This window comes from Cytophaga aurantiaca DSM 3654 (assembly GCF_000379725.1).
Lineage (GTDB): Bacteria > Bacteroidota > Bacteroidia > Cytophagales > Cytophagaceae > Cytophaga > Cytophaga aurantiaca.
In genome coordinates, this window is the sequence record NZ_KB903631.1 from 15,381 (window position 1) to 30,641 (window position 15,261).

10 protein-coding genes are annotated in these 15,261 nt (G+C 36.4%); 6 read left to right on the top strand and 4 right to left on the bottom strand.

The genetic code is table 11. From position 1 onward, the window contains the following. Positions 1-187 precede the first annotated feature (187 nt). On the top strand, positions 188-1,261 hold the full coding sequence (locus tag A3EE_RS0107390) for an ice-binding family protein (protein ID WP_026209655.1): 1,074 nt from the start codon (positions 188-190) through the stop codon (positions 1,259-1,261). Between the two features lie 166 nt (positions 1,262-1,427). Next, entirely contained in the window at positions 1,428-3,437 is a 2,010-nt protein-coding gene (locus A3EE_RS0107395) for an OmpA family protein (protein WP_018342808.1), read from the top strand. A gap of 77 nt (positions 3,438-3,514) precedes the next feature. On the opposite strand, the gene A3EE_RS0107400 is transcribed toward A3EE_RS0107395, so the two are convergent. Beyond that, positions 3,515-4,912 carry an OmpA family protein gene (locus A3EE_RS0107400; protein WP_083921254.1) on the bottom strand — a complete coding sequence of 466 codons (1,398 nt, stop codon included), beginning with the start codon at positions 4,910-4,912 and terminating at the stop codon, positions 3,515-3,517. A 233-nt stretch (positions 4,913-5,145) separates the two neighbouring features. Here A3EE_RS0107400 and A3EE_RS0107405 point away from each other — a divergent pair, with 233 nt between their 5' ends. Then, complete coding sequence (locus A3EE_RS0107405) at positions 5,146-7,992, top strand: T9SS type A sorting domain-containing protein (protein ID WP_018342810.1); 2,847 nt, start codon at positions 5,146-5,148, stop codon at positions 7,990-7,992. A gap of 115 nt (positions 7,993-8,107) precedes the next feature. On the opposite strand, the gene A3EE_RS0107410 is transcribed toward A3EE_RS0107405, so the two are convergent. The 3 genes from A3EE_RS0107410 to A3EE_RS0107420 are packed head-to-tail and all read right to left on the bottom strand — an operon-like array spanning position 8,108 to position 11,081. Next, positions 8,108-8,518 (bottom strand): hypothetical protein, encoded by a 411-nt coding sequence (locus tag A3EE_RS0107410; protein ID WP_018342811.1) that lies wholly within the window; start codon positions 8,516-8,518, stop codon positions 8,108-8,110. Between the two features lie 24 nt (positions 8,519-8,542). After that, a complete protein-coding gene (locus A3EE_RS0107415) occupies positions 8,543-9,091 on the bottom strand; it encodes a hypothetical protein (RefSeq protein ID WP_018342812.1) in 549 nt (182 codons plus the stop codon). Between the two features lie 43 nt (positions 9,092-9,134). Continuing rightward, entirely contained in the window at positions 9,135-11,081 is a 1,947-nt protein-coding gene (locus tag A3EE_RS0107420) for a sensor histidine kinase (protein ID WP_018342813.1), read from the bottom strand. Positions 11,082-11,456: 375 nt separating this feature from the next. On the opposite strand from A3EE_RS0107420, the gene A3EE_RS21255 reads away from it, so the two are divergent. From A3EE_RS21255 to A3EE_RS21260, 3 genes are all read left to right on the top strand, one after another. After that, positions 11,457-13,154, top strand: coding sequence for a BspA family leucine-rich repeat surface protein (locus A3EE_RS21255; RefSeq protein ID WP_169334019.1), 1,698 nt, complete (start codon positions 11,457-11,459; stop codon positions 13,152-13,154). Between the two features lie 126 nt (positions 13,155-13,280). Continuing rightward, on the top strand, positions 13,281-14,282 hold the full coding sequence (locus A3EE_RS0107435; RefSeq protein ID WP_018342816.1) for a serine hydrolase domain-containing protein: 1,002 nt from the start codon (positions 13,281-13,283) through the stop codon (positions 14,280-14,282). 157 nt (positions 14,283-14,439) lie between these two features. Continuing rightward, on the top strand, positions 14,440-15,225 hold the full coding sequence (locus A3EE_RS21260) for a LuxR C-terminal-related transcriptional regulator (protein ID WP_018342817.1): 786 nt from the start codon (positions 14,440-14,442) through the stop codon (positions 15,223-15,225). Positions 15,226-15,261: the final 36 nt, after the last annotated feature.

Below are 15,261 nucleotides of genomic sequence, written 5' to 3' on the forward strand. Positions count from 1 at the left end.
TAATATTGAATATATACCAATTCTGAAATTTTAAATGCTCCTTCATTCGCTTTAAGTACACTATGTAGTAATTGTATAACGAATGACTGTATATGTGTAAGTAGATTGCTTTAGACTTACATACATTACGCTCATGGAAACACTTCCATACTGGTCCGCCCTTGCGGAAACTAACCAACCAACTCTCATGAAATTTTCAAACGTTTTAATAAGCCTAGCAATAGGGTTCATCTTTATTGTGTCAGCTTGTAAAAAAAATAACAATGATCCTGCTCCAAACAATCCGCCAACAGTTTCATCTTCAAATATAAATGACCAGGCAACCGGAGTGCCAGTCAATAAAGATATTGCAGTAACTTTCAGTGAACCTATGGATGCATCAACCATTACAACATCCACGTTTGTAGTAAAAAAAGGATCTACAATAATTCCCGGTACAGTAAGTTATAGTGGTACAACAGCAACGTTCAATCCATCTGTTGTGTTGGATGCAAATGCTACTTATACAGCAACAGTTACAACAGGCGTTAAAGATGCTTCAGGTTCTGCGCTTGCATCAAACGTTGTATGGAGTTTTACAACAGGAAGCAGTTCTGCAACACTTGCCGTTGTCAACTTGCGTACAGCAGCAAATTACGTATTGCTTGCAAAGACTGCGATTAATAACAATCCAACTTCTGCAATCACAGGAGCAATTGGTTTAAGTCCGGCAGCAACCTCTTACATTACGGGCCTTTCTTTAACCAACGCAACAGGTTATGCAACTTCATCGCAAGTAACAGGGCACATTTATGCAGCGGATATGGTATCTCCTACATCGTCTAATCTTACAACAGCAATCAGTGATATGCAAACAGCGTATACAGATGCTGCCGGAAGAAAAACTCCGGATTATTTAGAATTAGGTACAGGTAATATAGGTGGTAAAACATTGTTACCGGGATTGTATAAATGGACAACAAGCGTTAGTGTTCCCACAGATGTTACTATCTCAGGTAGTGCAGATGATGTGTGGATCTTCCAGATTTCAGGAAATCTTTCATTAAGTGCAGCTGTTCATATAACATTAACAGGTGGTGCACAAGCTAAAAATATCTTTTGGCAGGTTGCAGGAACTGTAACAACAGGTACTACATCACATATTGAAGGTGTTATACTTTCTAAAACAGGTATAACATTTAATACCGGCACAACCTTTAAAGGACGTGCTTTGGCTCAGACTGCTATCATTCTGGATGGAAATACAATCGTACAGCCATAATTGAATTTAGTGTATTCTTATACCGATGCCTTCGCTTTTAGCGAAGGCATTATTTTTTCAGTATAATCATTGCACGAATAAAGATGTAACGCTTCGTAATTTTTATGTAACAGTTCAGATTTTAAAAAGTTGAACTTTGTTAAGTGAAAAAATAAATTCACTTATAATGAAAAAAATTACATTTCTACTTATTCTATTATCCTTATCTTTTTTAGGAACGGCCCAACAAGTTCAATGGGCATTTAAAGTATTGGAACATTCCAGTCAGCAGAGCTCTAAGGATTATGCAGCTGTACAAGCATTAGGCATTCCGAATGCGTTGCCGCATCAGGGAGAAAGCATTAAGGCATGGGAACCAAAATCAACTGAAAAAGAAAGTTTTATAAAGGTAGGATATCTGAAGCCTATTATTCCCAAGCAAATTATTATTGGCGAATCATTTAATGCAGGCCATATCACTGCGGTGTATGTATATGATGCATCCGGAAAAGAATTTCGTATAGCATCTCTTGCAAATGCATTTGCTTCACCCGATGGCTTATTGCAGATTTCAACACAAGAAGTAACGTTCAATGTATTGGCAGTTAAAGTAGTTGTTGTAGCTAATGGTGTTCCTGTAGGCATTGATGCTATAGGAATTACAACGTATGATAAACATTTTAAAATACAGCAAAGTGATACCGATCTGATTAAATCGAATATGGTTGCGAAAAAAATGAGCGATAGTGTGAATAGCAACTATATGGAAATTGGCCCGCTTGTTTCTCCAAATGGAAAGACCTTATACTTTAGTCGTAGAGGAGATCCTTCAGATGTAGGTGGAAAAAAAGATTTCGAAGATATCTGGTATTCAAATTGGGATCCGTCTACTAAAACGTGGGGTAAGGCACATAACATGGGCTGTCCGTTAAATAATAAAGACCCAAATTTTATCAATTCTATTTCTCCCGATGGCAATACCGTATTGTTAGGTAATTCATACAATGCAGATGGAACGATGGAGGATGGTGTATCTATGGCACATAAAACAGCAACCGGATGGAGTGCACCTGTGCGTTTAGAAATCGAAGATGAAGACCGTAATAAAAGCACAATGGTTAGTTATTTTATGGCCAATAGCCAGAAAATATTAATGATCTCGAACAATCGCAGTGGAGATAGCTATGGAAAAAATGATTTATATGTAAGCTTTTTACAAGCAGACGGTACCTGGTCCAAACCATTAAACCTTGGAAATAAAATTAATACAGATGCTATAGAAGACGCTCCTTTTTTAGCTTCAGACAATAAGACACTTTATTTTACGTCGGACGGATTGGGTGGTTATGGAGGTTCAGACATATACATGAGCAGACGTCTGGATAGTACATGGCAAAATTGGTCTACACCGGAAAACTTAGGTCCTGTAGTTAACAGTTCCCATGATGAGTCTTTCTTTAGTTTAAGTGCGTCAGGCAAACAAGTATTCTTTACATCACAAGTAGCATCAGATTCAAGAGATGTAGATATGTATGTACTTGAGCTTCCCGCAATGTTAGCTCCGGAACCCGTGTTGTTGGTTCATGGTCATGTATATAATAGCAAAACAAAAGAGCTTGTAAAAGGAGTTAGAATTTCATTTGAAAATTTAACAACAGCAACAGAAATTGGTATTGCAAGTTCAAATTATGATTCTGCTTCCTATACAATTGTATTGCCAGCGGGTGTTAAGTATGGTTATTTGGCAGAGAAGGAAGGATATATTTCGATCAATGAAAATATCGATCTTTCGAACATGAAGGAGTATAAAGAATATGAAAAGGATTTATACATTACGCCTATTGAAACCGGACAAGTTGTAGCACTGAATAATGTATTCTTTGATTTTAATAAATATGAATTGAAGAGAGAATCGTATCCTGAACTGGATCGATTAGCAGCTCTTTTGAAAAAAAGCCCTACAATGAAAATTGAATTGTCTGGTTACACCGATTCAATCGGTACGAAGGCATATAACGATAAATTATCAAGCAGTCGTGCGCAAGCTGTTGCCGATTATTTAATTGCAAAATCCGGAGTAGATAAAAAAAGAGTTATCGTAAAACATTTTGGCGAATCGAAACCTGTTGCAACCAATGCAACTGCTAAAGGAAGAGAGTTGAATCGAAGAGTAGAATTTAAAATCGTTAGCAAATAAAGATAGTCAAGCAGGTATTGCATTTTTTAAGACAAGGTTCGGATTTAGTCATCCGAACCTTTTTTATTTCTCACCATTTATTGTTTGGGAAGTGTTAATCGTATAACGGTTTTCGATTTTTTTACTTTCCGTTTTACGTTTAATTCTTTTTCCCGAATGATTGTATTGTTTTGCTGCAAACCAAATTCAGTCGGATAATTTATAGCATAACCTATATATCTTTTCCCTCGGACATGTTCAAAAGGAACAACAACATCGTACTCTTTTACATAGTAACCGGGAACAGAACCGCGTTTGGCTTTTACAATTAATCGTTTTTTTGTAGGAGATGAAAAAGATGTATAATCAGTCCGCTTCAGTATAACGAATGCGGTTGCGCTTGTGTCATAATATTTTTTACCCTGCATTTCAAAAATAAATTTCCCTCTTCTAAGGTATAATGAATCATTTACTGCATATTGGCGAATTTTCCCATTTAAATAATAATAAGTAGAGTTAAATACCGCTATGCTATATATAGAATCTGAATAATCAAAAGAATCGCAGTACCACTTCTTCCATAATAGACTGTCTGAAATAAATAAGGTATCGCCGTTTTGAGGTTCGCGATAACCGAAATGAGCAAAACGAGTAAGGAGTGTTTTATGCGTACTTGTTTCTTCTGGTACAGAGAAAATAGATGTACAAGGCCCCTTGGTTGCACAACATACGCCGGCGGTTTTATTGCAGTCCAGTATTAAATAGTAACTTTCCGAAATTGAGTCGTATTGAAATTCGGACGCATATCCACTAAAATTTATCGAATCCCTGGATTGTGAACAGGAATATATAGAGATAGCTTTTGGGAATTTTGCAATGTGCGTTATAGAATTGTAAAATGCTTTAGGGAAGTAATACACATTGAAACAATTATTGGTCGTATTAACGTGGTATACGTTTGAAGTATCGCTTATTGGAATAGCAGAATAATATTCAGATTTAGTACGAATGTATGCCCAAACCCTGATTTGAAAATTACATAAGTCCGGCTTGTATAAGGATTTTAAATTGAGCCATATTTGACCTTTACCTTTCTCTGCAATATTGATTAAGGTATCCAATACAAACGTAATTTTTGCATATCTGTTTTTGCTTAAATCGTTTGTTGAGGCTGCTTTGGATTCTCCATGGTTTATTGTTTCAATGCGAACACTTGTATCGATCAATGGTTTGAGTACACGCCGCGCCGCATCAATTCGTTTTTGAGAAAGAAGCATGTTTGATTTTTCTGAACCCGTGGTGTCGCTGTATCCTTCGATGCGCACCGACTGAAAGGTAAATGGTTTCAGGGATGCAATCGATTGTTTGATCTTTTCTGCATCCTGTTTTGTTAATGCAGATTTATTCGTTTTGAAATAAACAGACACTTCGTTACATGTTTGTGCATACGAAGCACACACATGAAAAGTGAGTAATAAAAATAGGAGATGTTTCATTGATTTAAATTAATAGTCAATAATTTCTTTGGCGTAAAAATTTAATCGTAAGTATACTGCTTTTCGCGGACTTATGTTATTTATTTGAACATCATTATAGTCTGAAATCAAATCTTTGAATTTGGACTATTATTCTTTATATTAGATCTTTAATTTTACTATTCTGCGCATTGTTTTTTAGTGAATAGCAGAATGAATTGAAATCAATTTTATACCATAACCGAAATTTATTTATGAAGAATCTTTTACGCTATGGATTCATGCTATTCAGCCTGGCATGCATTCCCATTTTAACCAAGGCGCAATGTACACTCAGCGCTGGTTCTGCTGTGGACAAATGTGTTTTTCAAACGGATTCTATTCAGCTCCATGGTGCTGCAACAGGAGGTTTTACGGCCTATAGCTGGACAACTTCCGGCAGTGGTACCGTATACAACAGTACAGCATTAAATGCCTATTATAAATACAGTCAGGCAGACATTACAAATAATTCTGTAACCTTAACCTTAACAGCATCCGGCGGTACCTGCGGAACAGTTACTTCTCAAGTCGCCGTGACGATATATAAACAACCAAAAGTTGTTATTGCCGACAATGAATTTACAGTTTGCGGATCAACAATTCCGGTGACTACTACTGCAACCGGTGCGTCTGCATTACAATGGTATACGCAGGTTGGTTCGGGTACGTTCTCAACTACTACTGCAACCAATACGGTATATACACCTTCAGCAGCAGACATTACAAGAGGTTTTGTATTGATTGAAATAAAAGGAACCACACCCATTTCAGGATGCTTTCACATGGATACCGTTCGTGTAAATATTGCATCCAGCGTTTCATTAAATGCAGGAACAGATCAAACAGTTTGTGCTGCACCTACCAATACCATGATATATTCCAATGCAACAGGTGCGTATACAACGTATGCATGGACAACATCCGGTACAGGCACTTTTTCAGATCCAACGCAATTGGCAAGTCCATATACTGTATCTGCAGCAGATATTGCTGCAGGAAATGTTACCTTAACTCTTACAGGAAGCAGCACCGCATGCGGCTCTGCATCTGATGCACGCACACTTACTATTTTAGCACGTCCTACTGTTTCTGCAGGGATCGATCAGACTGTTTGCACAGATACAGCTGTACTTAACGGCACCGTTACACCATCTTCAGGAGCAACGCTTCAATGGTCTAATGTTACAGGTACAGGTACAATTACAGGAAGCACAATACTTACAACTAGTTATAGAATTTCTGCAGATGATGTAACAAGAGGGTATGCGTTGGTTCGTTTGAAAGCAACTTCTTCTGCCGGCTGTACACAAGAAGATACTGTAAAACTGAATATACTTACTGCACCGATTGTTTTTGCAGGAAGCAATCAAATCTCATGCAGCGGTTCGGTTCAGCTTACCGGTTATGTAATTAATGAAACTGCCAAAACATGGGCTACCAGCGGTACAGGAACATTTGCAAATGCAAGCAAAGATTCTACTATCTATACGCCTTCAACAACAGATCGCAATTCAGGTGAGGTAACACTTACGTATACTGGAGTGAATACATGTTCAACCGTTAGCAATACTTCGAAAATTAAATTTCTTGTTTCGGCTCAACCAGTCATTAGTGCAGGTGCAGACGAATCTGTGTGCGGAAAAGATACCGTTCAGCTTCTAGGGTCTGTTGTAAATGCATCCGGCGGAAACTGGTCAGCAAATGGGACAGGACGTTTTATATTCTCAAAATCGCACCTGGCGAATCTGTATATACTTTCTGCTGCTGATAAATCAGCAGGTACTATTTCATTCACCTTATCGTCTTACAGCAATGGTGGGTGCAACTCTGTATCGGATGTTAAAACCGTAACGATACAAAGCGGCTCATTGCCACATGTAAATGCAGGGCTTGATCAAACATCTTCTGTAACTACACAGCTGAATGCTACGGTGAGTGATGCAACATCACAGCTTTGGCAAACATCCGGAGTTGGCGTATTCACTCCAAATCCAACTTTAGTAAATGCTTCTTATATTCCTTCTGCAGATGATATTGCTGCAGGAAGTGTTACACTTACACTTGTTGCTACAAATTCTTGCGGAACAGCATCGGATGCGTTGACCGTATTTACTGCAGCACCATCTTCTATAAGTGGTACGGTGAGTGCGGGTGCTAATACATTGGATCGCGGTGTCGTATATTTATATGATGTTGTTGGATTTGCACCAAGAGTGATAGCTATTGATACAATCAAACAAGTAGATAATGGTGTGTATGAATTTTCATCTGTACCAAATGGAAATTATGTAATATATGCTGTACCGGAATCAGTTTCGATATCTTCAACATCGTATCTTGCAACTTATGCAGGAAGCGTTCCGGCTACTAACTGGTTAAATGCAGGAGACAAACACATAAGTAATAGCTCTGCAAATGTAATCGATATAGCATTGGTTGCATATACAAGTGCATTGCCAAACTGGAATGCCGGAAACGATACAATTTCAGGTGCAGTATTTTTTGATTCTACACCTCCAACTCCGGTAATGCATAGATTGGCAGGTACAAATTTTGCACCGCTTGCAGGTGTTGTTGTTTATTTGAAAAATTTAAATGGGCAGGTGATCGCATATACATCAACAGATAAATACGGGACATATTCATTTAATAATGTGGTTGAAGGTAATTATTATGTTTATTCGGAATGTTCAAACACGATGGACCTGTCAGGAGGCAGAGTTATTGCTGTAGACGGTAATCCGCTTACCATTGAAGATGGTAATACAGTTGTAAAAGTTTGGGCACTTATAATGAACGTTTTTTCGCAAAACAAGTCTATACAGATCAATGTATATCCAAATCCTGCATCAGATAACATTCATTTGCAATTACCTAAATCAGGAAATTATGTAATAACAATATCAGATGAAACAGGTGTTGTTCATATAGAGCAACAAATGAACGTTAGATTAAATGAAGCAGCGGATGTTTCTATAGCTGGTCTGAGCAAAGGTTTATACATCATTCAGATCACATCCGGTGAGGAAGTGTATAATACTAAAGTAATAAAGTTTTAAACGAATAGTTAATAGCAAGAAAAAGCTCCTGTATCTTTTATAGATGCAGGAGCTTTTTTGTTTTTTTTAATTATAATTTAATCAACACACATTTATTTTTACTGTTCAATCCATTTTATGTAAACATTTCCCATGTTCCATAATCAGTCCATTCGAACGGCTCACCATCTTCATCATATACTTCGGTTGTAAGCTCCCATTCACCATCGTAGGAATTTGTTTCTGAATTAAAATTTCCGAAGTAATAAATATCCGGATGCGGTTGAGAAGTATCGTATTCTACTGTTCCATCTTCTCCTTCCCAGTAAGAATATGGATACTTCAAAATAAAACTGATGGTGTTATTTTCTCTATCAATGAAACCTTTCATGAAGGCCGCTTCTTTATGTGCACTTATGCCGGATTCTTTACACGTGCCTTCAAATTCATCTCCATTGAATTCCAGTTGTGCAGTGAAATCAACTTTCGGATTTTTTCCTGTGTAGTCAGGTCCGTAAAGATAGAATCCATTCCATGTTTTATTCATGTCTATTTGATTTAGATTAGTCTCTTAATTAGTTTCTTTTGACTCTATATATTTATTTATTCTGGGTTGTAAAAACAACACACCAAAAAAAGGAGCGTATAAAAGAAGCAATGTTGTTTGTACACCATTATAGGGCCATGCAGGGTTTTTGAGGCTTAACAGCGTTTTAACATTAAAAGAAAACAAATATATGATAGAGAAAGTGCTCAATAACATAAGCATAATGAATGCAACTACAGAAAATGGAGTAATTTCATTCGGTATCCACAAGGTAAGCGGATCTTCATGTAAGATGTATTCACGATAAAATTGAACAATAAAAGAACTTACAAACAGAGTGCCATGGATCAGAAAGAATAATTTAAAGAATTTTATTTTTGACGTATCTTTTTGCAAGTAAGCACCAATTTGATAATGCCAACCAAAGAAAAAAACAGAGTAAAGGATGACACATGGTTCTATTAAGAACTCCAAATAAATGGATTCGAGTAGGAGAGGAATGATGACAAAGAATAATAAAAAAGGCGAAATTAAAAGAAATAATTTCCAGCGGTTTAATTTTAATAAGTTCATTCAGAAATTTTATTAAATATAGAAAAATACTTCAAAATCGTACTTACCTTGGAAAACGAATCGTGAACCGTGTGAACTCATGTTCTTTAGAATCAATTTCGATCTCTCCGTTCAAACGGTCTATGTGTTGTTTCACAATATACAAACCAAGTCCAACGCCTCCAGGGTTTACGTTGTTTGCACGATAAAACATTTGAAAAATATTTGTAAGGGATTTTTCATTGATCCCGATTCCATTGTCTTCGAATGTTAATACCTGTTCATCGGCAGATTGAGTAAAGGTGATCGAAACAATATTCTCTGCTTTCGATTTGTCCATATACTTAATTGCATTTTCAATAATATTCTGAATAATTGAAAGCAATGTAAATCGTTCAGAGTTGATTACCGCATCTTCAGGAACGTTTATATTGAAGGTGATCTTCTTGATATCCGGATACGCAACTAAATTTTCACGGATGCATTCATTTATTAATGTGTAAATATTGACAGGCTCTATAGTGACCTCCGAACGGTTATGCTCTGCGATCTGCAACAATGAGTTCAATATATTCTGAAGTCTTTTTGAGACCAAATGAATATTTTCAAAATACATGTCTGCGTTCTCCTGATCGCGCTTGCCAAGATAACACAAGCCATCAATGGATTTTAAAGGTCCTTTGATATCGTGTGACGCACGGTATAAGAGCATATCCAGATCGTCTGTTTTTTCTTTGATCAGTTCTTCCTGGTGTTTGATCATCAATGTATTTTCAATCACTTTTTCTTCAAGCAACTGTTTTTTTAATTTGTCAACTTTAAGCGTATTTAATCGGTATGCATTCGCAATGGCAAGCAGCAACGATTGAATAATGATGGTGTAGTAAAGAGAATAAAATACATCTGTTGTGCAATCAATAATGTTGGCATGCCATAATACATTGATCAGATAGCCTATGCTTATAGCAAGAAAACCGACACTGAATAAGGTAGCTGTTTTATTTTTTTCAAAACGGGATATAATCGAAAATATAAAAACAAGTACGGGTGCTACAAGATCGATCCACATAATTGCAAGCGGATAGTCTTTGTATATAAATATAAAGGGTAGGCGAATACTGATAAATATATAGATCAGAATATTAAATAATCTGAAATTTTTCAGTTTAAGGAAGGAGCGTCCATACAATAAAGCTGAAACAGATAAAAGAAAGAACAGTGTATTCAATGTATACTCAATCAGCCATGGTGTACCTGCAAATAAATTCACTAAAGCAGTTGAGTCTCTGTAACTCATATAAAGCCCCTGCAATACAATATATATCGAATAATATACATATGCTTTGTCTCGTAAGCTGAAGTAGGTGCTTAAGTGATAGAACGCCATGAGTATAAGGCCACCATAAAAAAGTCCGAAAAGATAGAATTCAAATACGCTTTCTGAAAAAAGTTTTTTGTGTTCTACCAACGCAAAATCGTATTGAGTTGCGTTTTTATTTTTTAATTTAATATACAGCGTTATAGTATCGTTTTTGGGAATGGAAAAATCAATGGTGAAATGTTTATGACGCATTTCTTTTGTTGTTTCCTCCGGAAAATTGAAACGGTATTTTTTATGGAAAAGTAAAGCAGAGTTCTTATACGCAAACACATCCAGTGAGTCTATGCTGTAGTTATAGGAGATAAAGAACCAGTGATTGTTAACGGAAGAATGGTCTGTCAGTAAGAACTTACCCCAATAGGTGGCTGCCGGATCAGGATTCGAAAAAAAATAACTGTCTTCTGAGCTGAATAATTTTGTTTGAATGCTCTCTGGAGAAACGTAGCTGCTACTTGAGTCTTTATATATCTGAATTAAATCACTTCTTAATGGATAGTGCAATACATCATCCTTAATATTCAATGTGTTCTGGGCATTCGTATAGGTGCCTGACAGAGCAATGAATAGAAAGAATAAGAATTTCAGAGATGCAATCTTCTGAATGGTATAGATAGAATCTGTTTTTTTCATAACAAGTACTACTCTAAGATACGCATTTTTTTCTAAAACGTATAGACGGTATTTAAAGTACGTAATTGAGAATTTGCAGCCACGAATGTGTATTCCTACATGCGTAAAATCAGGAGTGGAGTCCTTTAATTACCAGGAAGTAAAAAAGATAATTGTCAAGTACTGCCTAAAGAGAGGTTGAGCCTAATTTGATTTTTTGCATTCATTGCGAGGGAGAAATAGTTAAAATGTTACAGGTGTGGATTAATTTAAAAATAACAATTTTTTAGGTTACTTTTTCTCTTTGTAATACATTTACTTTCAATATAAAAAATCTTTTAAATAGTTTTTTATTTTTAAAAAGCAGACATGCATATTTCATTACAAATTACATTTATGGGGAAATTAAAATTATTTTTTATTGGACTTATTTTCATGGTTGCGAATGTCGCACATGCACAAATGGTTCTGGAATACGACTTGTTGGTTCCAAATGAGCAAATAACCTTATCGCTTAAGGGTACAGTTGATGTACAGGTTGATTGGGGAGATGGTTCTGCTCTGGAAGTATTTACTACAGAAGGCAATAAAACACATACCTATGTAACAAGTGGAATAAAAACGGTTACCATATCAGGTATATTAAGTCATTATAGTGGTAGCCCATATAGACTTACTAAAGTGCTCAGCTGGGATGGCTTAGGTCTTACAGATTTGTCGTATGCATTTCAAAGAGCTGAAGATCTTGTTGAAGTGCCTGCAACATTGCCATCTACAGTTACAGATCTGAGTTATATGTTTGAGTATGCGCTAAGTTTTAATTCGCCGATCGGCACCTGGAATACAGCATCGGTTACCAATATGCAATCAATGTTTTCTGATGCAAGAACGTTTAACCAGCCAATAGGTAACTGGAATACAGCAGCTGTTAAAAATATGGGAAGTATGTTCAATAATGCATATAATTTCAATCAGCCGATTGGGAGCTGGAACACATCATCTGTTACAAACATGAGATATATGTTTGCTACTACGTATAATTTCAATCAGCCGATTGATTCATGGAATACATCTGCTGTCACCAATATGGAAGGTATGTTTTATGATGCGAACTTCAATCAGCCAATTGGAAGTTGGAATACCGCAGCCGTTACGAATATGAATAGCATGTTTTGGCGAGCGGAAAAATTTAATCAGCCCATAGGCAATTGGAACACTTCAGCCGTTACCGATATGGGTCTTATGTTTGCCGGTGCTACGGCTTTCAATCAGCCGATAGGTAACTGGAATACAGGAGCTGTTACACAAATGTATACTATGTTTGCGGCATCAGCCTTCAATCAGCCTATTGGAGATTGGAATACCGTATCCGTTAAAAGTATGGCATATATGTTTCAAGATACGTATAATTTTAATCAACCAATAGGCAACTGGAATACATCATCAGTTACGGACATGTATGCAATGTTTCAAAGAGCAACGACTTTCAATCAGTCTATTGGAAATTGGAATACGGGTTCTGTTACTGACATGCGACTGATGTTTTCTGATGCAGTTGCTTTCAATCAACCATTAGGTAACTGGAATGTTACATCGGTAACAGATATGTATTATATGTTTAATAATGTTGCCTTATGTAAAAATAATTATGATGCTATATTGTATGGATGGTCGGTACAATCAGTGAAGTCGGGTGTGAATTTTGATGGAGGGAAAAGCAAATACTCTGTGATTGGAAATGTGTCAAGATCGGCACTTCTAAGTAAAGGATGGGTTATTAATGATGGTGGCTTGGGTATTACAGATGATGTGGCGTGTACTACTACAGATACGGAAGAAGTGTTGACTGAAAATTCTTTGATACTATTTCCTAACCCAACAAAAGATAAATTGTATATCGCTTTGCCGAAATCTTCGAGTACGGTAATTACGTGTTCGGTTTACAGTCATACAGGCAATTTAATATTTGAAAAGAACATACAGATGGGTGGGTTACAAACAGAATTAGATCTCGGTCAGATCCCGCAAGGTTTGTATCTCTTAAGAATTAAAACGAATGATGAAAGTATTGTTAAAAGCTTTGTGAAGGAATAACAAAAAAGTTGTATGTGGAAATTGTAATGCCTTGCAGACAATCTTTTAAGAATATATCTATAACCTGTGTTAAAGAAAAAAGAAAAATATAATATATTTATTTGCACGAACCAGTAGCTTTTTAATATGAAAAAAATTCTTTTTACTCTTTTTGCAGTTGTACCGTTGCTTCTTCAGGCGAACGATTCGCTGAAACTTCCGGAACTATTATCCGACAAAGGTTTGTATTCTGTGATCGTGACCAAAAACGATCAGACTATTTTCAAACAATTTTATCAGGGCAAAACAGAAAATGATTTGATAGAAGTAAAGTCCATCACAAAAAGCATCATGTCTCTGTTGATAGGCATTGCATTGGATAAGAAATTTCTTCAGAGTCTGGATCAACCATTGACTGATTTTTTTCCTGAATTGCTAACGGACACATCTGCAGCAAAGAAGCGTATTACGATCCGGCATGTATTGAATCATGCCTCCGGACTAGCTGATTATGAAGAGTGGCCTTCTCAAATGCAAATCTGGTTGAACAGTCCAAACCCCAGCGCCTTTTTACTTTCGCAACCTTTAGTATCCGAGCCGGGTAAAGAGTATCGATACAACTCCCCTGCAACACATCTCTTATCCGCTATTGTGACTAAAGCATCGAAAATGGAAACGGCAGATTTTGCACAACAATATTTATTTAAACCATTAGGTATTAAAAGTTACAAGTGGGACATATTGCGAGACGGTTTTTATGATGGCGCAGGAATTTCTCTGGCACTTCGTACGACAGATCTGGCAAAGATTGGTAATCTGATTGTGCAGAAGGGTACGATAAATAAGACATCTGTAATTTCGTATTCATACATAAAAATCCTTTGCGACCTAAGTCTAAAACGTGAAACGCCATGGGGATTGCCGGACTCAAAGGTAGGGTTGTGCTGGTATCAGACCAGGTATGAAGGCGAAGTCGTAAATTATTGTTTAGGTTATGGAGGTCAATTTCTGATTGTTTTTCCGTACCGGAAATGTGTGATCGCAGTGAATCATAATATTGCGGTACAAGATCCAGATCTTCAATCATACAATTTTGTAAAAAATTATCTTCCTGTTATTTATAAGGCAATGATTGAAGCAGGGGAGTAAAGTAGTTCTCTGTAACGAATCTAAAATTTTTACCCATAGTGTATCGCGCAATATAGGCTTGAGGATTTCAGTAAGTACATAAGGATATTTAAATTAGTGTATTTGGGCATGTTATTTGCGTTATACGTTTTAGTAACATATTAATTTTAGAACAGCCATGAAACCCAATGTAGATCTGTTGCATTCCGTATGGAATAATTCCAGAGAATTTGTAAGTAAAAAAGAAGTGGCGCTTGAAGGACTTACTCTGGATGATCTTACCAAGTCTATATTTACAAATGGTCCATTTTATTATTTCATCGTTGATTTTTTTGATATGAAAATAAACCACATGAGTCCGTCGGTTAAAGACATTCACGGCTTTGATCCGGACAGCGTAGTGTTTCAGGATATTCTTGATGAGATTCATCCCGATGATATGATGTTTGTTGCCAAAGCCGAGGCGGCAGTATGGGATCTTATATTCAATAAAATTGATAGGTCTAGCAATAAAAAGTATAAAGTGTCCTATTGTTTCCGATTAAAAACACGTGACGGAACATATCAGTTGTTTCATCATCAAGGCATCATCTTAACAACCGACGAAGAAGGAAATATAGGGAAGTCCTTAAATGTTCATACAAACATTAATCATCTTACTGCACAAAATAATTATAAAGTTTCTGTCATAGGCATGTTAGGCGAGCCTTCGTACATGGACATTCCGCTCACATTCGGTGATCAGAAATTTTTATCGACTAAACAACTGTTGTTTAGTAAACGTGAAATAGAAATTCTAAAATTGATGGCCGGCGGTATGATCAGCACAGAGATTGCAGATAAACTTTGTATTTCAATAAACACGGTTAATACACACCGGAAAAATATTATGAAAAAAGGCAATTGCAAAACCTTGGCACAGCTCATCATCAAGTGCGTTACTGAAGGGGTGATTCAGCAATAGTGGTATACTTTAATAAAAAGGTTGAATTTATTTTTT